The sequence below is a fragment of the Rhizobium sp. WYJ-E13 genome, from assembly GCF_018987265.1.
GTDB lineage: Bacteria > Pseudomonadota > Alphaproteobacteria > Rhizobiales > Rhizobiaceae > Rhizobium.
On the sequence record NZ_CP076853.1, the window covers coordinates 1,193,616 to 1,209,624 of the forward strand.

General features: G+C 57.9%; 15 protein-coding genes and 2 tRNA genes. 9 read left to right on the forward strand and 8 right to left on the reverse strand.

Annotated features, from left to right (window positions below):
* Nucleotides 1-55 precede the first annotated feature (55 nt).
* Nucleotides 56-1,072 (reverse strand): ABC transporter substrate-binding protein, encoded by a 1,017-nt coding sequence (locus KQ933_RS06010; RefSeq protein ID WP_216757807.1) that lies wholly within the window; start codon nucleotides 1,070-1,072, stop codon nucleotides 56-58.
* 182 nt (nucleotides 1,073-1,254) lie between these two features.
* Here KQ933_RS06010 and KQ933_RS06015 point away from each other — a divergent pair, with 182 nt between their 5' ends.
* Nucleotides 1,255-2,205 carry a LysR family transcriptional regulator gene (locus KQ933_RS06015; protein WP_183729854.1) on the forward strand — a complete coding sequence of 317 codons (951 nt, stop codon included), beginning with the start codon at nucleotides 1,255-1,257 and terminating at the stop codon, nucleotides 2,203-2,205.
* Here KQ933_RS06015 and KQ933_RS06020 read toward each other — a convergent pair whose 3' ends face one another.
* A complete protein-coding gene (locus KQ933_RS06020; protein ID WP_216757808.1) occupies nucleotides 2,206-3,003 on the reverse strand; it encodes a creatininase family protein in 798 nt (265 codons plus the stop codon). It lies immediately after the preceding gene.
* Nucleotides 3,004-3,294: 291 nt separating this feature from the next.
* Between KQ933_RS06020 and KQ933_RS06025 the strand changes: the two genes are divergently transcribed.
* Entirely contained in the window at nucleotides 3,295-3,954 is a 660-nt protein-coding gene (locus KQ933_RS06025) for a peroxiredoxin (RefSeq protein ID WP_216757809.1), read from the forward strand.
* A gap of 339 nt (nucleotides 3,955-4,293) precedes the next feature.
* On the opposite strand, the gene KQ933_RS06030 is transcribed toward KQ933_RS06025, so the two are convergent.
* Nucleotides 4,294-4,368: transfer RNA gene (locus KQ933_RS06030), tRNA-Asn, on the reverse strand.
* A gap of 118 nt (nucleotides 4,369-4,486) precedes the next feature.
* Here KQ933_RS06030 and KQ933_RS06035 point away from each other — a divergent pair.
* Complete coding sequence (locus KQ933_RS06035; protein ID WP_216757810.1) at nucleotides 4,487-4,780, forward strand: hypothetical protein; 294 nt, start codon at nucleotides 4,487-4,489, stop codon at nucleotides 4,778-4,780.
* Nucleotides 4,781-4,868: 88 nt separating this feature from the next.
* Here KQ933_RS06035 and KQ933_RS06040 read toward each other — a convergent pair whose 3' ends face one another.
* On the reverse strand, nucleotides 4,869-5,249 hold the full coding sequence (locus tag KQ933_RS06040; protein ID WP_216757811.1) for a KTSC domain-containing protein: 381 nt from the start codon (nucleotides 5,247-5,249) through the stop codon (nucleotides 4,869-4,871).
* A gap of 461 nt (nucleotides 5,250-5,710) precedes the next feature.
* Here KQ933_RS06040 and KQ933_RS06045 point away from each other — a divergent pair.
* Nucleotides 5,711-5,784 (forward strand) — tRNA-Cys (locus KQ933_RS06045).
* A 73-nt stretch (nucleotides 5,785-5,857) separates the two neighbouring features.
* Here the strand turns inward: KQ933_RS06045 and KQ933_RS06050 are convergent.
* The gene (locus KQ933_RS06050) at nucleotides 5,858-6,148 is read right to left on the reverse strand and encodes a poly-beta-1,6-N-acetyl-D-glucosamine N-deacetylase PgaB (protein WP_216757812.1); all 291 of its coding nucleotides are present in this window, start codon (nucleotides 6,146-6,148) and stop codon (nucleotides 5,858-5,860) included.
* Between the two features lie 472 nt (nucleotides 6,149-6,620).
* Here KQ933_RS06050 and KQ933_RS06055 point away from each other — a divergent pair, with 472 nt between their 5' ends.
* The 4 genes from KQ933_RS06055 (at nucleotide 6,621) to KQ933_RS06070 (ending at nucleotide 13,040) form a co-directional block, all read left to right on the forward strand.
* Nucleotides 6,621-7,286, forward strand: a complete 666-nt coding sequence (locus tag KQ933_RS06055) for a protein-L-isoaspartate O-methyltransferase (protein WP_216757813.1) — start codon at nucleotides 6,621-6,623, stop codon at nucleotides 7,284-7,286.
* Between the two features lie 231 nt (nucleotides 7,287-7,517).
* A complete protein-coding gene (locus KQ933_RS06060) occupies nucleotides 7,518-8,408 on the forward strand; it encodes a PopZ family protein (protein ID WP_216757814.1) in 891 nt (296 codons plus the stop codon).
* A 117-nt stretch (nucleotides 8,409-8,525) separates the two neighbouring features.
* Complete coding sequence (locus KQ933_RS06065; protein WP_216757815.1) at nucleotides 8,526-11,369, forward strand: valine--tRNA ligase; 2,844 nt, start codon at nucleotides 8,526-8,528, stop codon at nucleotides 11,367-11,369.
* A gap of 390 nt (nucleotides 11,370-11,759) precedes the next feature.
* The gene (locus tag KQ933_RS06070) at nucleotides 11,760-13,040 is read left to right on the forward strand and encodes an OmpP1/FadL family transporter (RefSeq protein ID WP_216757816.1); all 1,281 of its coding nucleotides are present in this window, start codon (nucleotides 11,760-11,762) and stop codon (nucleotides 13,038-13,040) included.
* 47 nt (nucleotides 13,041-13,087) lie between these two features.
* Here KQ933_RS06070 and KQ933_RS06075 read toward each other — a convergent pair whose 3' ends face one another.
* Nucleotides 13,088-13,417, reverse strand: a complete 330-nt coding sequence (locus tag KQ933_RS06075; protein ID WP_216757817.1) for a hypothetical protein — start codon at nucleotides 13,415-13,417, stop codon at nucleotides 13,088-13,090.
* A gap of 336 nt (nucleotides 13,418-13,753) precedes the next feature.
* Between KQ933_RS06075 and exoR the strand changes: the two genes are divergently transcribed.
* Nucleotides 13,754-14,557 (forward strand): exopolysaccharide production regulator ExoR, encoded by an 804-nt coding sequence (exoR, locus tag KQ933_RS06080; RefSeq protein WP_216757818.1) that lies wholly within the window; start codon nucleotides 13,754-13,756, stop codon nucleotides 14,555-14,557.
* 75 nt (nucleotides 14,558-14,632) lie between these two features.
* Here the strand turns inward: exoR and xth are convergent, their stop codons facing one another.
* Together xth and erpA are read right to left on the reverse strand one after the other, a co-directional pair.
* Nucleotides 14,633-15,424 carry an exodeoxyribonuclease III gene (gene xth / locus KQ933_RS06085; protein WP_216757819.1) on the reverse strand — a complete coding sequence of 264 codons (792 nt, stop codon included), beginning with the start codon at nucleotides 15,422-15,424 and terminating at the stop codon, nucleotides 14,633-14,635.
* A 120-nt stretch (nucleotides 15,425-15,544) separates the two neighbouring features.
* Entirely contained in the window at nucleotides 15,545-15,877 is a 333-nt protein-coding gene (gene erpA, locus KQ933_RS06090; RefSeq protein WP_183729790.1) for an iron-sulfur cluster insertion protein ErpA, read from the reverse strand.
* Nucleotides 15,878-16,009: the final 132 nt, after the last annotated feature.

Below are 16,009 nucleotides of genomic sequence, written 5' to 3' on the forward strand. Positions count from 1 at the left end.
TTTGTCGAAGGGGATGCGGCCCGCCGCCCGAGGGCGACGAGCCTGCCTTGGGAGGCTATTTCTTCAGCGATACACCGACACTCTTGCAGACGAATTTCGTCGTAAAGGCCTTGGTGTAGTCGGTGTCTGGCTTGAAGACCTTGATCGCCACCATTTCGTCGAAGAACTTCTTGTAGTGGGCGTCGGTGATGCAGCCGATGCCCTTGTCCAGGCCATCACCGGATTCGATGATGCCGTATTCCTTCATCTTGGCGATCGAATAAGCGATCTGACCATCCGTCATTTCGGGATTGTCCTTCTTGATCAGTTCGTTGGCCTTGCTGTTGTCGCCGTAGAGATAGTTGTACCAGCCCTCGATCGAGGCATCGACGAAGCGCTGCACGACGTCCGGCTTGCTATCGATCATCTGCTGCGTCGTCGTGATCATCGTCGAATAAGGCGAGTAGCCGTTATCGGCGAGCAGGAAGACCTTCGGTTCCCAGCCGGTCTGCTTCTGGATTTCGTAGGGCTCCGAGGTCAGGTAACCCTGCTGGGCGGATTGCTTGTCGGCAAGGAAGGGACCTGGGTTGAAGTTGTAAGGCTTGTACTGCTCGTCCTTGAAGCCTGGAAAGTTTGCCTTCATCCATTCGAAATAGGTGAGGTAACCGTCCTTGCTGAGGAACAGCGCCTTCAGCTTGGCAAGGTCCTCGAACTTGTCGACGCCGACATCGGGATGAGCGATCAGGATCTGCGGGTCCTTCTGAAAGATCGCGGCGACATCGACGAGCGGAATGCCCTGCTCGACAGCGGAGATCTCACCTTGCGGCCCGCCCATGTAGAAATCGATTTTGCCCGATATCAGCAGCGCGTTGTTGGCGGCGTTCGGCCCGCCCTGCACGATGGAAACGTCGAGGCCGTATTTGGCATAGGTTCCGTCGGCGACCGCCTGGTAGAAGCCGCCATGCTCGGCCTGCGCCAGCCAGTTGGTGCCATAGCTGACCTTGTCGAGCGCATAGCCGGGTACGCTGGCAGCAAGCATGCCGCCAAGCCCAAGAACTACAGAAAATACGGATGTTTTCAATCTGTTGGACATGGCGGCGTTCCCCTTCTGGTGCCTTGGAAGCTTGTTTTCGACCCCCGATTTTCTTCATTTGAGCGATTGCTTCGCTCTTTGAAAAGCAGCAAAATTCGTGCGCAGTGATGCCTTTTTGGCATCTCACTGGATTCTGTGCCTAAATTGGGCGCTGTGCTCAAAAACGATGCAACGAGGTCGCAATGCTGCACTCCAGAAAGCTTCTCTACATCAACGAGATTGCCCGCACGGGCTCGATCCGGAAGGCCGCAGCGCGCCTGAACGTTGCCTCTTCGGCGATCAACCGGCAGATATTGGCGCTGGAGGAGGAAATGGGCGCTCCGCTCTTCGAGCGCCTGCCGAGGGGGCTTCGGCTGACGGCCGCCGGCGAGCTCTGCATCGAACATATCCGCGAGGTTCTGAAGAACTACGAGCGGCTGGAGGGGCGCATCAAAAGCCTCAAGATGCAGCAGGCCGGCAAGGTCAGGCTGGTGACGACCGTCGGTCTTGCCTCAGGTCCGTTGCCGGAGATCATCACCCGCTTCCAGTCCGAGCATCCGCGCGTCTTCATCCAGCTGCGCAACGATGCCGGGACGATGACGGTCAATCCGGTGCTGTCGGGTGAGGTGGATATCGGCCTGGGTTTCAATATTCCGGCCACACCCGGCATCCGCACGCTCGGCAATTTCGATATCCCGATCGGCGTCATCCTGCCACCTGGCCATCCCTTGATCGGACCCGGACCGATCAGCCTTGCCGACGTCGTGCAGGAACGGCTGGTGCTTGCGCAGCAAGGTACCAGCCTGCGTGAGGTCATCAACCTCGCAATGGCCAGGCTCGATATCCCTGTCGAGCCGGTTCTGGAAACCAATGCATCGGAAATGCTGAAGAAACTGGTCAAATGCGGGGCAGGGCTCTCCATGCTGAACCCGCTCGATGTCATCACCGAATGCCGCCAGGGCGAGCTGGTGTTCCGCCCTCTTGCCGAGCCGCACAGCCGCCATCAGCCGATGAAGCTTTTTGCGCGTGCTCGCGCACCACTCGACTCCGCCACCAGCCTTTTCGTTGAATATCTGCTGGCCGAGCTTGCGGGCCTCGTTCAGGAGCTGCAGGCCAAGGGACACATCCCGCTGGAGCGGCCTGTCGTTGCGTAATTACTGCGAATAGAGGTTGGAGAGCGGATAGCGCTTCAGGTCGTAGAGCAGCTCTATGAAGCCCTTCACCTGATGGCGGCAGATCGCTTCGCCCTTTTCGGCTGTGCCCTTCGAGGCATCGCCGACCACGCCGTTCGGATTGAGATCGTGGGCGATCCAGGCCAGCGAATGCGGCGGCAGCGGCTGGATATAGCGCGATTGCTCGCGCATCCATTCGGCCTTTGATATGAAATTCTCAGCCTTTTCCATCCGCACCAGATCCGGTCGGAAATGCAGCATCAGCGATGTCTCCACTTCGCCGCCATGAATGCCGTAACGCGTTTCGTGCTCGCTGATCATGCCCTCGGGATTGCCGAACCGGCCCCATTGCGTGGAAACGACGGCCATCTGGTAGCGTACCCTGAGCTCGCGGGCGACGATGCTCATGATATCAACATTGCCGCCATGCGAATTGACGATGACGAGCTTGCGCACACCGGCTTCAGCGACCTTCGCGCCGATCGCCGTCCAGACGGGGATTAGCAGCTCGGCGCTGAGGGAAAGCGTGCCTGGACCGTAGACATGCTCGTTGGCCTTGCCGATTTCCTGTGTCGGCAGGACGAGGATATCGAGGTCATCGGGCCGTTGCCGGCGCAGTTCCGCCAGCATGCCGTTGGCGATCGCCACATCGGTTGCGACGGGCAGATGCGGGCCGTGTTGCTCCGTCGAGGCGATCGGCAGGATGGCGATGGTCGTTTCGGCAGAGAGAGCGGCAAAATCATAAGTGTTCAGTTCATTCCAGTAGAATGGTGTCGCCATCGCCGCTTCCCTCTTTGCCAGTCTTAGACAATGATGTTCTCGACAGTGAGTAGGGAATATTGCGGCATGCGAAAAGCATCGATTTGCGCGCGCGCCGCTGCCTTTTTGAGCGCATCATATCTTAGCTCGATGTCACGCCATCGTTGCCTTCGGGAAATAATATTCCGCCGCCGCCCTTTTCGCGGAAGGCTTTGGTTTGACCGCGCTCGGCACAAGTCTGTAGATAGTCACCAGCATGCGGGCACGTCTGCAAGTGTTCAAGATAAACGATTGGCAACAGGAGGGCCGACCATGAGCTTGCGTATCAACGATATTGCTCCCGATTTCACCGCCGACACCACCCAGGGTCCCATCCAGTTCCATGACTGGATCGGCAATGGCTGGGCCGTCCTCTTCTCGCATCCCAAGAACTTCACGCCGGTCTGCACGACCGAGCTTGGCACGATGGCCGGCCTCGAAGGCGAGTTTAAGAAGCGCGGCGTCAAGATCATCGGCATTTCGGTCGATCCGGTCGAAAGCCACGCCAAATGGAAAAATGACATCAGGACGGCGACCGGCTTCGATGTCGAATATCCGCTGATCGGCGACAAGGACCTCAAGGTTGCGAAGCTGTACGACATGCTGCCGGCCGGCGCCGGTGAAAGCTCCGAAGGGCGCACGCCCGCAGACAATGCCACCGTGCGCTCCGTTTTCGTCATCGGCCCGGACAAGAAGATCAAGCTGATCCTCACCTACCCGATGACGACGGGCCGCAATTTCAACGAGATCCTGCGCGCCATCGATTCCATCCAGCTGACCGCCAAGCACCAGGTCGCGACGCCGGCCAACTGGAACCCGGGCGACGACGTCATCATCACTGCCGCCGTCTCCAACGAAGACGCGATTGCCCGCTTCGGCTCCTTCGATACGGTTCTGCCCTATCTCAGAAAGACCAAGCAGCCGTCTGCGTGAATTCGCTGCAGATTCAGATCGAATCAAAAAGACGCCTCGGTTTCCGGGGCGTCTTTGTTTTCGGTGACTGAGCCTGCCTCTGGCGGTTTCGAGCCAGCTCTTATTTGCTGGAGGTGATGCTCGCAAAAGCGAGGCCGACTGCGAAAAACGCAAATGCTGCGACAACGCCACTGACGATGATGATGGTATCTGTTGGCATAGGGATCTCCGTTGATTGTGAACGGAGATTACGTCTGCTTCAGCGCGGATCGTTTGAGCGAGATCAAACCCTGCCGGACTAGTCATTTCCGAAGACTTTAAACGACTAGAGCGCGCCTTTGGCGCGCTCTAGCGAGAAACTGGCTCCCCGGGCCGGATTCGAACCGGCGACCTGTCGATTAACAGTCGAATGCTCTACCGCTGAGCTACCAGGGATCACCGCTTGGCCGCGGCGTGAGCGGGGTAATACAAATGCTTTCCCGATTTGCCAAGCAGTTTTTTCAAAAAAATGAAATCAGCTTGTATTTGCGGTGTTTGCGCCCATCTCTTGTGGATGACTAACAGGAAAAATGGGCCGAAAAAGGCCGGAGAAACGCATTTCGGGATCGATCATCGGGATGGCAAGCTGGTTCTCGGCTCGCTGCGCGTGCCTATGCCGCGCTCGCGTATCGCACGCATGACGACCGGAACACTGCTCATTTTCGGCGGCATTCTGGGCTTTTTGCCTGTTCTCGGCTTCTGGATGTTGCCTCTGGGCTTCGTCGTGCTGTCCCACGACCTGCCGGTCGCACGCAGATGCCGACGCCGCGTCGCAGTCTGGTGGCATCGCCGAAAGCGTCCTGCTTGAAGCCTCCGGGTAAACAGCAAGCGGAATGCCTGCGATGTAGGTTGTTTGCCGCCGGGATCTCGCCATGGCTTCATGCGGCATTGCGCTCTTATTGTGGAGAGATGACACCGTCAGCCGGAGCAGCTGTTCCAGACTCGGTGATTTCCGACAGGTAGATCGGCAGATCGCCACTTTCCTGAAGCGCGGTCGTTGTGATCACGAGTACGCCGATCAGAAATATCAAGAGTTTTACCGCATAGGAGCTGGCGCCGAGGCTCTGCCACCAGCCGGCTTGGACACGCGACGGCTCCAGATAGTATTTGTAGTAAAATTCCGGATCGTCGGTTTCGATGAGGTTCCCGTAGATATGGGGCAGTACCCCGTTATGTCGCACCGATCGGCCGCCGGCAAATTTGATATGAAGGACTTGGACTTCCGGATCGTAGGATACAGCGCGGATCTGTTTGGAATTCAAAGGCACCCAATTCATTTCTGCTCCTATCTCTCCCAGGAGGAGGATGGAATGACGATGGTGAAAGTCAAGTTAAGAATTTGTTACTCATATTTTAAGTTAACTTACGATATTTCTAATATAATCAAAGTGGAGGCGATGTCGTCATGACGGATGACACTTCGTGCATAAATATAGGCAATAGGCTTAAGGCATATTGAGTTCGCCTATTGCATAATCCGGAGCGCGGGGAGGCCTATTCGAGCGACTGTTAGCCTAATTATTGTTCAAGAAAGCTCGATTTTTTGACGGAGTGGGCCTTTTATCATCAGATATGAAGGCGGCTGTCTCGCCGTCGCCCGGCGCTGGATCGTCCCTTATTCTGTACGACCCGGATGTGGCCAGAGTTTGGAATTACAGGAAATGTTTTTGGAAAGCCCTCTTGCGATTTTCTTACGATCATTCTAAACGCTCGCCACGGCTGACATGACAGCCTGTGAGGCCTCGTGGCGGAGTGGTGACGCAGAGGACTGCAAATCCTTGTACCCCGGTTCAATTCCGGGCGAGGCCTCCAACATTTTCTCACCATGACATAGAAATCCGGCCGCTTCATAGACGAGGCGCGGCACCGCTGCGTCAGTCTCGTATCACCAGATGCCGGGAACCTTTGCGAAATCGAATTGCGCTGGTGTGATCCCGGTCAGGCAATAAAGCGCCCGCAATCCACCGCTGCGCAGGCCAGCCAGATAGTTGGCATCGTCTTCTGCCGTGTCGTTCTCTATCCGCACATCGGGGCCGAGCAGCCGCTGCAGCGCCTGCGCCGAGATACGTGTGAAATTGCAGATGGCGCCGCTTTTGAACTTCACAAGCAGCAACCGCGCCTCCGGATTATAGTGAAGCGCTTCGATATCTGGCGATCGGATGGCGAAGGTTTGCATGCCGCTAACCTAGCGAAAGCCGCGACTGGCGCAACAACATGGTTGATATAGAGTTAATGATGCAATCGGCCGTGCCAGTTTGATCCGGCTGGCTGCCGAAATCCATTTCTCCGGCGCGCCGAGCAAGCGGCCAAGCAACTTTTACTGAGAGAATACGATCTGTTCAGGTCGATTTGCCGTCCAGCAGCCCGCAGCAGAATATGCCGACGAGCGCTGCAGCGATGAAAAAGTCGAACAGCGTGAAATATTCCAGAACGGCAGACATGGCCTGCTCCTCCTCATTTCCTCCGATTAGAACAATATCCTGAAATCGCAATTTGTTCCACGCAGAAGTTGCGGCAATCGTTTTTCAGCTGTTGCATGCGGGGAGGGGTTTCCGGGATTCTTCAAACGCGCATCCGGCAAGCCTTGAAAGCAATCGTGCCGGAGATTAAGAGACGGAAGACTGAACCGCTTTCATCGGCGAGAGGATATGATGGATTTCGAAGCAGCACGCGTAAAGATGGTCGACAACCAGGTCCGCACTACGGACGTTACCTCGCATTCGGTGCTGACGGCCTTCCTCACCGTCCCGCGCGAGACATTCGTGCCGGAGAAAGCGAAGGCGCTGGCCTATATCGACAATGATATCGAAATTGCTCCGGCTGCTGCCGGCAATCCCGGCCGTTTCCTCATGGAGGCGTCGCCGCTCGCCAAGCTGCTGCAGCTCGCAGCCATCACTAAGGATGACGCCGTTCTCGAAGTCGGCGCCGGCACCGGTTACGCGTCCGCGCTGCTGTCGCTGATCGCAGGCTCTGTTGTGGCGCTCGAATCGGACGAGACCCTTGCTGCTGAAGCCAAGGCAAATCTCGCTGGCTATGCAAATGTGCAGGTCGTAACTGGCCCGCTCGATAAGGGCAATGCCGCCGGCGCTCCTTATGATCTGATCTTCATCAACGGTTCGGTGGAAGAAGTCCCAGCGGCACTTCTTGGCCAGTTGCAGGATGGCGGCCGTCTTGTTGCCGTGCAGGGTTATGGCAATGCCGCGCGCGCGAAGGTCTTCGTCAGCGAGCGCGGCGCTGTTTCCGAAAACGTCTTCTTCAATGCGTCCGTCAAGCCGCTGCCCGGTTTCGCCAAGGCTCGCGAGTTCGTATTCTAAGGCGTTTCTGCCGCCGATTTTTTGAGCGGGCGCCATAGGCGCCCGTTTTCTTTTCGGCTGTCAAAAAAGCCTTCACAGACTTCGCTTACACTTGGGTAACAAAACTGTGCACGGCTGCATTTGTTTGATTCGCGATGATTTTTTTCCCCTTTGGGGTATTCTAAGGTCATGGTGATTCGGATGCATACTCCACGCCGTCCGATCGTTGTTTAAGGGATAACGGGGATAGATATGGCTCAGCCAGGTGTAGTGCGTGAACCGTCCATGGAAGAGATCCTGGCCTCCATTCGCCAGATCATCGAAAGCAATGAGCCAGGCGCGGGAAAGGCGATATCCGCCTCGCTTCCCCCTGTTTACGGTGCGGAAGAGGAAAACGACTCCGAAATCCATCTGACGGTTGACGACACCTATGCTGGCATCGAGTTCCCGGAGCCTCCAGCGTTGCGTGGCGATCCGCGTTTCGTCGCTGCAAATTCCGCCGGTAGCGCTCCGGAGCCGGAAATGCCTGCTCGCGCCATGTCGCTTGCCGATGTCGCAGCCCGCGTCCGTGCCGCTTCCGAGCGCAGCGCTGTTCAGGCCGGCCAGGCTCTTCGTGACATGCCCCAGCCGTCCCGCGAACCGCAGCCGCAATTCGAGTCGCAGCCAGCCTATGAAGCGCCGCGCGCCGCTGCCGCTCCGCGCCCGGCCGAGCCAGCTACGGCTCCCCGCGTTGCTCCGATTGTTCCCGTCGCCCAATATGCTGCCGAGCCTGCACCCGTCTTTGCCGAGCCGCGCCTGCCCGAGGTTCCGCAGCCTGCGCTCGTCGAGGAGTCACCCGTGCTTCCCGCTGTTGAACTGCGCGTCGAGCCGGTAGCCTTCCAGCCCGCCGAGCTTGCGCCTGCGCGTGTCGAAGAAGCGCAGCCGTCACTTCTGTCCCAGAACACCGGCCTGCAGGTTGCCCGCTCCTTCGAAGAGCTTGCCGCTGCCATCGATGGTGCCGCCGAACGTCGCTCTCTTGATGAGATCGCCGAAGACATGCTGCGTCCGATGCTGCGCGAGTGGCTGGACGACAACCTGCCGACGCTCGTCGAACGTCTCGTGCGCGAAGAGATCGAACGCGTGGCGCGCGGCCCGCGCCGCTGATCGGACCGCTTTTCCAGGCAAGAGCCGCTCCGGTCTCCGGGGCGGCTTTTTTATTGACTTGGCCGTAGCCATCCTATTTACAAAACGCCCATCCTCGAACCTCGAATTGGTCAGAAAATGCTCGAAAAGACCTACGATTCCGCCGCCGTCGAACCGAAAATCGCTGCGAAATGGGATGAGGCCGATGCCTTTCGCGCCGGCGTCAACGCAAAGCCGGGTGCTGACAGCTTCACCATCGTCATCCCGCCGCCGAATGTCACGGGCTCGCTGCACATGGGTCATGCGCTGAACAACACGCTGCAGGACGTCATGGTGCGGTTCGAGCGCATGCGCGGCAAGGATGTTCTCTGGCAGCCGGGCATGGACCATGCCGGCATCGCTACGCAGATGGTCGTCGAGCGCAAGCTGATGGAGCAGCAGCTTCCCGGCCGCCGCGATATGGGCCGCGACGCTTTCATCGAAAAGGTCTGGGAGTGGAAGGGCGAATCGGGTGGCCTGATCTTCAACCAGCTGAAGCGCCTAGGCGCCTCCTGCGATTGGTCGCGCGAGCGCTTCACCATGGATGAGGGCCTGTCGCAGGCCGTTCTCGAAGTCTTCGTCACGCTCTACAAAGAAGGCCTGATCTATCGCGACAAGCGCCTGGTCAACTGGGATCCGAAGCTGCTGACGGCAATTTCCGACATTGAGGTCGAGCAGCACGAGATCAAGGGGAATCTCTGGTACCTGCGTTATCCGCTGGAGCCGGGCGTCACCTATCAGCATCCGGTTGCTTTCGATGAAGAGGGCAAACCGACCGAATGGGAGACCCGCGATTATCTGGTCGTCGCCACCACACGTCCGGAAACTATGCTCGGCGATACCGGCATTGCCGTCAATCCAGAGGACGAGCGCTATAAGGCGATCGTCGGCAAGCATGTCATCCTGCCGATCGTTGGCCGCCGCATCCCGATCGTTGCTGACAGCTACGCTGATCCGACTGCCGGCAGCGGCGCGGTCAAGGTTACACCGGCGCATGACTTCAACGACTTCGACGTCGGCAAGCGCACGGGCCTGCGTGTCATCAACATCATGAATGTCGACGGCACGATCACCATCAAGGACAACGAGGATTTCCTCGAAGGGCTCGACCATCCGGCGGCACTGCACGGCGCCTGGGATCGCCTCGAAGGGCAGGATCGTTTCCAGGCCCGCAAGATCATCGTCGAAATCTTCGAGGAAGCCGGCCTGCTCGACAAGATCGAGCCGCACAAGCACATGGTTCCGCATGGCGACCGCGGCGGCGTTCCGATCGAACCGCGCCTGACCGAGCAATGGTATGTCGATGCCAAGACGCTGGCTGAGCCGGCGATCGCCTCCGTTCGCGAAGGCCGCACCAATTTCGTGCCGAAGAACTGGGAAAAGACCTATTACGAGTGGATGGAAAACATCCAGCCGTGGTGCGTTTCGCGTCAGCTCTGGTGGGGTCATCAGATCCCTGCCTGGTACGGTCCGGACGGTCAGGTCTTCGTCGAGAAGACCGAGGAAGAGGCGCTGCAGGCTGCTATCCAGCATTATCTCTCGCACGAAGGCCCGATGAAGGCTTTCGTTCAGGACAAGCTGGAAAATTTCCAGCCCGGTGAGATCCTGACGCGCGACGAAGACGTGCTCGATACCTGGTTCTCTTCGGCCCTCTGGCCGTTCTCGACGCTCGGCTGGCCCGACAAGACGCCGGAACTGGCGCGCTACTATCCGACCAGCGTTCTCGTCACCGGCTTCGATATCATCTTCTTCTGGGTCGCCCGTATGATGATGATGTCGCTGCACTTCATGAAGGATGAGGACGACAATCCCGTCGAGCCGTTCCACACCGTTTATGTCCATGCCCTGGTGCGCGACAAGAACGGCCAGAAGATGTCGAAGTCCAAGGGCAATGTCATCGATCCGCTCGAACTGATCGACGAATATGGCGCGGACGCGCTGCGCTTCACGCTGGCGATCATGGCCGCGCAGGGTCGCGACGTGAAGCTCGATCCGGCCCGCATCGCCGGCTACCGCAATTTCGGCACCAAGCTCTGGAATGCCACGCGCTTTGCGGAAATGAATGGCGTGAAGAGCGATCCGCATTTCGTGCCGGAAGCCGCCGAACTGACGATCAATCGCTGGATCCTGACGGAACTTGCCCGCACGGAACGTGACGTGACGGAAGCTCTTGAATCCTACCGCTTCAATGATGCCGCCGGTGCGCTCTATCGTTTCGTCTGGAACCAGTTCTGCGATTGGTATCTCGAGCTTCTGAAGCCCGTCTTCAGCGGCGAAGATCAGGGCGCAAAGGCTGAAGCTCAGGCCTGCAGCGCCTATGTTCTGGAGGAGATCTACAAGCTGCTGCATCCCTTCATGCCCTTCATGACCGAGGAGTTGTGGGCGCATACGGCGGGTGAGGGCGCCGAACGCGACGGTCTGCTCTGCCATGCCGAATGGCCGGCGCCGGCTTACGCCGACAATGCTGCGGCCGATGAAATCAACTGGCTGATTGACCTCGTTTCGGGCATCCGCTCGGTCCGTTCGGAAATGAACGTGCCGCCGTCGGCAACCGCGCCGCTCGTCGTCGTTGGCGCCAACAGCCTGACGCGTGAACGGCTGTTCCGTCATGACGCCGCCATCAAACGCCTGGCCCGTGTCGAGGTCATTTCGCTGGCTGAAGCTGCACCGAAGGGTGCCGCTCAGATCGTCGTCGCAGAAGCGACCGCCTGCCTGCCGCTCGGCAATCTGATCGATCTTGCGGCGGAAAAGAGCCGCCTTGAGAAGGCGATTGCAAAGGCCGATGGCGAAATCGCGCGCATCGACGGCAAGCTCTCGAATGAGAAGTTCGTCGCCAATGCCAATCCGGAAGTGGTGGAAGCCGAGCGCGAACGCCACGCTGAGCTGACGGGCCAGATCGAGAGCCTGAGGACTGCTCTGGCGCGAGTTAGCGAAGCGGGATAATCGCGGCTAACGAGTATAATATTCCTGAAGGCGCGTTCCCCGTGAGCGCGCCTTTTGTGTCTTAAAAGTATGATGATTCGTAAGAAACACGCTGTTTTAACCCTTTGGCCTGTGGATATCACCCATTTGAGGGATGCTGAACGCGAAAACTGCCACTGTTGTCACTTAGATACAGCTCCCATCCCTCGTGGAATGGGAATCTAATAAACCCCTCAAGATTGACGGATAGAAGAATAGAATTTTATCTATCTAATTTTTTGACGTGCCCGTCAATCATTTACGTAAATTAGCCATAACGCAACTTCGCGTCGCAGCGGAGCGCTTCGTTGCGATTTATTAAGTTCACTAGCACAGTGTGATTACTTCAATTGCTTGAGTGGGGGAGACACAATGGCAGCGCGTATGTTTTCCAGGGGCGTAACATCGCTCATCATTGTTTCGGCACTCGCCTCGCCCTCCTTTGCGGGCGGTCTGGAGCGCGGTGGTTACAATATCGATCAGTTGTTCGACACGTCGCCTTTTTCGTTCCAGTCGGGCATTATCTATGTCACGCCCCAGCGCAAGCTGAAGAATGCTCGCGATACGGATACCTCGGTATCTCCAGGGGGCGGCAATCTGAACAGCCGTTCGAGCACAGCCGACGATACCGCGAATTATACGGTTCCTTATATTGGCTTCAAGGCCGGTTTCGGCGATGCGATCGACTGCCTTGTCGACTATTCTGAGCCCTTCGGTGGGCATTCCGATCCCGGTTTGAACTGGGCTGGCGCCAACAACAATATCGAGACGGAGATCAAAACCCGCAATTATGGCGGCACTTGCTCCTATCGCTTCGATGTCGGTCAGGGGCAGCTTCGCTTCATCGGCGGCGCCTTCTATCAGGAAGTCGAGGGCTTCAAGGAGCGTCTGGTTTCGACGGTTCCGCTTCTGGTTGGTACAGGTAATGGCATCGGTCGCCTCGATCTCGAAGACAATGGTTGGGGCTGGCGCGCTGGTCTCGCATACGAGATCCCGGAATATGCGATGCGCGCGAGCCTCGTCTATAACAGCCGCGTCAAATACGACAATCTAACGGGCACGGTAGATCTGACCCAGGTTACCGCACCTTTTGCGCCGCTGAATGCTGCGCCTTACGGACGCGTCACGCCCGTTTTCGGTTCCGCCGAAGCGCCGGATTCGCTGGAACTGAAGTTGCAGAGCGGTATCGCTCCGGATTGGCTCGCTTTCGGTTCGGTCAAGTGGACGAACTGGAGCATCCTGCAGTCCGTGCCCTTCTGCCCGACGTCGACAAAGGGCCTTGTCGCCTGCACCTCCGGCGGGGCGACGGAACTGACCTCGCTCGACCTCCTCTATCGTGACGGCTGGACCATCACGGGTGGTGTAGGCCACAAGTTCAACGACCAATGGGCAGGCGCGGTCAGCCTGACCTGGGACCGTGGCACCAGTCAGGGCTACGGCTCTCAGACCGATAGCTGGACGCTGGGCGTCGGTGCAGCCTTCACGCCGACCGAGCATATCGAATGGCGTGTCGCCGGTGCCGTTGGCGTGCTGACGAGCGGTTCATCGGGCGTCGTCACCCAGAACGGCGTAACCTTCGGAGATGATGTCTCCTATTCCTTTGGCAACGATCTGGTTGCCGCGCTGTCGACCAGTATAAAGGTCAAGTTTTAATTCCTTGATTTGAAGAATTGAAGAGTCCGGCGGAGCCGGACTCTTCTTTATTTACCGCCATTAATCATTCCATCTTCTCGTCCCGTTTTGTGACGATTCAGCAACACTTTTTTACGATGGTTCGCGTATGGTGTCGGCAGGGCGAATTTGTCCATTTCCCGCCACAAAGAGGGCGCAGCGATATTGCGGGCGAGGAGATGGCAAGCGTAGGGTGTGCGTAAGCAGTAGCATGGGTCGAATTTTTTCCGGTAACGCCAGACAGTGCGATAGCAGCGGCAAAAAGCCAGCGGCGGCACCCGTTTTGCTTTTCGCCAAAGGCATTTCCGGCCGGAAATCCGCACCTTCGGCAGTGTTGCAGATTCACGTCTTTCCATCATTTTCGATCCCCCGGCATGAAGCTTCGTTCCCTAGGGAAGGGTGCGATACCGGTTTGGTCACATTTGCTGTTTACGAAGACGAAGAAGGCGGACGGGTGGGAACCTGGATCGCAGAGGAAGTACCGCAGGCATCACGAGTGGGCCGTGCCGGAAGCCGGATGGTTTGCAAGGATGTGCTGGTTTTGAAAGAGGGGCATGGGGCTGGAAGCGACGCGGGTAAAGGGGCCTTGGAGCCCGCCGCGGGATCGCTCGCCTGGAAGGAATGCATCCGCGCGGGCAGAACGGCGAACAAGGCCGCCGCCAAGCGTCTGGGATGAACGAAAGAAACCGGTAAAGATGGTAACGTCCGAGTTCAGATTGTTCAAATTCATGCTGCTCAGCATGTCGATGGCCGTTTCCCTGGCTTTAGCCTGTCCGGTCCTGGCATTCGACATCAAGACGGGCGTTACGAAAGAATCAGGCCCCTTCGATCTCTTCAAATTCGGTTTCAAAGCGTACAAGAACGGTCAGAAGGAAGAGGCTGTCGAAGCCTATAAATATGCCGCCGAAAAGGGCCACACCGGTTCGCGCTGGGCGCTCGCCAACATGTATGCCGACGGCGACGGCGTGGCGCAGGATGATTTCGAAGCCTTCAAGATCTATAGCGAGATCGCACAGCAGGGCGTGGAACCTGGTTCGGAGGACACCGGCTTCTTCATCAATGCACTGCTGTCGCTTGCCAGCTATTACAAGCACGGAATTGCCGGCAGCCCGGTGAAGATCGATCTCAATCAGGCCCGCCAGCTCTATTTCCAGGTCGCTTCCACCTTCGGTGTTCCCGAGGCGCAGTTCCAGCTTGCGCAGATGATGCTCGCAGGCGAGGGCGGCAGCGCCAATCTCAATCAGGCCAAGAAATGGCTCAATCAGGCCCGCAAGAGCGGCCACCCGGGCGCCATGTCGGTCTTCGGCAACATCCTTTTCGATGAAGGCCAGTCTGCCCGCGGTCTGGCGCTGATGACGGCGGCTCTCGACCGCTGCAAGCCGAAGGATTGCAGCTGGATGCAGTCGCTGCAGGAAGATGCTTTCTCGATCGCCAGCGAGGCGGATCGGCGCGCGGCCGTATCCCTGTCGCATACGATTGCGACCGGCTCGGACGACTGAGCTTTCGAGCAATTCCAGCAAAAGTGCGCAGCGATTTTGCGACCGGAATCGCGTAAAACGGAAATGCTTTAAAGCTCAGGCAGCAAACTCGAAGTAAGCCACGACAGGCACGTGGTCGGACGGCTTTTCCCAGGCGCGCACATGCTTTTCGATCGCCGCCGACGTCATGCAGTCGGCTGCTTCCGGCGACAGCATCAGATGGTCGATGCGGATGCCGTTGTTCTTCGGCCAGGCGCCGGCCTGATAATCCCAGAAGGAATAGAGCGCTGTCGCATCGGTTGCCGAGCGCACTGCATCGACGAGACCCAGATTTTCCAGTCGGCGGAAGGATTCGCGCGTTTGCGGCAGGAAGAGCGCATCGCTCGCCCAGACCTTCGGGTCAAAGCAGTCATGTGGCTCGGGAATGACGTTGTAGTCGCCTGCGAGAATGAAGATTTCCTCGAATTCGAGGCGTTCAGCCGCGAATTTGCGCAGACGCTCCATCCAGGCCAGTTTGTAGGGGTATTTTTCCGTTTCCGGCGGGTTGCCGTTCGGCAGGTAGAGGCAGCAGACGCGCGCCACCTTGTTGCCAGGCAGCGAGAACACGGCTTCGAGGAAACGCGCCTGCTCGTCGAGTGGATCACCTGGCAGGCCACGATTGACTTCGGAAGGCGAGCTCTTGGAAAGAATGGCGACGCCGTTGAAGCCTTTCTGCCCATGCGTTTCGACATGGTAGCCAAGCGCCTCGATTTCCAGCCGCGGGAAGCCTTCATCGACGGTCTTTATTTCCTGCAGGCAGACGATATCAGGGCCGGAATCCTTCAACCACTGTGTCAGGTTGTCGATGCGCGCCTTGACGCCGTTGATGTTCCAGGTCGCGATCTTCATGGCTTGCATCCTAGCTCCGTGTGAGCGTTCTTTTATCGCGCTCCGGCGCCGGCGGACAAGACAGGAAACCGACCGAAGGAAAATCTCCGGCCGGTTATATGTGGAAAGCAAGTTGTCGGATCAGATCGCGAAGCTGGTGCCGCAACCGCAGCTTGCCACCGCGTTCGGGTTGTTGATCTGGAAGGACTGGCCGAGCAGGTTGTCGACGAAATCGATTTCGGAGCCGGCCATATAAACCAGCGAGAGACTGTCGATCAGCACTTTGGCATTGTTCTTCTCGACGACGATGTCGTCGTCAGCGGCAGCATCCACAAGATCGAACTTGTAGGAAAAGCCCGAACAGCCGCCGCCCTCGACGGAGACGCGCAGCGCGCTCTTGCCGGGATCGCTGCCGACAATGGCGGCAATACGCTTTGCCGCGGCATCGGAAAGGGTTACATTTGCTTCAGTCATTATTCCTCCTGCCGGGGTCAAGATCCGGAGAGAACCCATTTTAGACGTTTGATGTTCAAACGCATGATATCAAAGAAACTTATCATGATCCTCCCATAAAGGACAGGATCTGGCGAAGCGGTCGACAAAGCG

What these genes read in the sequence shown, in the direction of transcription:
- KQ933_RS06010 (WP_216757807.1), bottom strand. Translation starts at nt 1,072, where the DNA reads ATGTCCAACAGATTGAAAACATCCGTATTTTCTGTAGTTCTTGGGCTT.
- KQ933_RS06015 (WP_183729854.1), top strand. Translation starts at nt 1,255, where the DNA reads ATGCTGCACTCCAGAAAGCTTCTCTACATCAACGAGATTGCCCGCACG.
- KQ933_RS06020 (WP_216757808.1), bottom strand. Translation starts at nt 3,003, where the DNA reads ATGGCGACACCATTCTACTGGAATGAACTGAACACTTATGATTTTGCC.
- KQ933_RS06025 (WP_216757809.1), top strand. Translation starts at nt 3,295, where the DNA reads ATGAGCTTGCGTATCAACGATATTGCTCCCGATTTCACCGCCGACACC.
- KQ933_RS06035 (WP_216757810.1), top strand. Translation starts at nt 4,487, where the DNA reads ATGACTAACAGGAAAAATGGGCCGAAAAAGGCCGGAGAAACGCATTTC.
- KQ933_RS06040 (WP_216757811.1), bottom strand. Translation starts at nt 5,249, where the DNA reads ATGAATTGGGTGCCTTTGAATTCCAAACAGATCCGCGCTGTATCCTAC.
- KQ933_RS06050 (WP_216757812.1), bottom strand. Translation starts at nt 6,148, where the DNA reads ATGCAAACCTTCGCCATCCGATCGCCAGATATCGAAGCGCTTCACTAT.
- KQ933_RS06055 (WP_216757813.1), top strand. Translation starts at nt 6,621, where the DNA reads ATGATGGATTTCGAAGCAGCACGCGTAAAGATGGTCGACAACCAGGTC.
- KQ933_RS06060 (WP_216757814.1), top strand. Translation starts at nt 7,518, where the DNA reads ATGGCTCAGCCAGGTGTAGTGCGTGAACCGTCCATGGAAGAGATCCTG.
- KQ933_RS06065 (WP_216757815.1), top strand. Translation starts at nt 8,526, where the DNA reads ATGCTCGAAAAGACCTACGATTCCGCCGCCGTCGAACCGAAAATCGCT.
- KQ933_RS06070 (WP_216757816.1), top strand. Translation starts at nt 11,760, where the DNA reads ATGGCAGCGCGTATGTTTTCCAGGGGCGTAACATCGCTCATCATTGTT.
- KQ933_RS06075 (WP_216757817.1), bottom strand. Translation starts at nt 13,417, where the DNA reads ATGATGGAAAGACGTGAATCTGCAACACTGCCGAAGGTGCGGATTTCC.
- exoR (WP_216757818.1), top strand. Translation starts at nt 13,754, where the DNA reads ATGGTAACGTCCGAGTTCAGATTGTTCAAATTCATGCTGCTCAGCATG.
- xth (WP_216757819.1), bottom strand. Translation starts at nt 15,424, where the DNA reads ATGAAGATCGCGACCTGGAACATCAACGGCGTCAAGGCGCGCATCGAC.
- erpA (WP_183729790.1), bottom strand. Translation starts at nt 15,877, where the DNA reads ATGACTGAAGCAAATGTAACCCTTTCCGATGCCGCGGCAAAGCGTATT.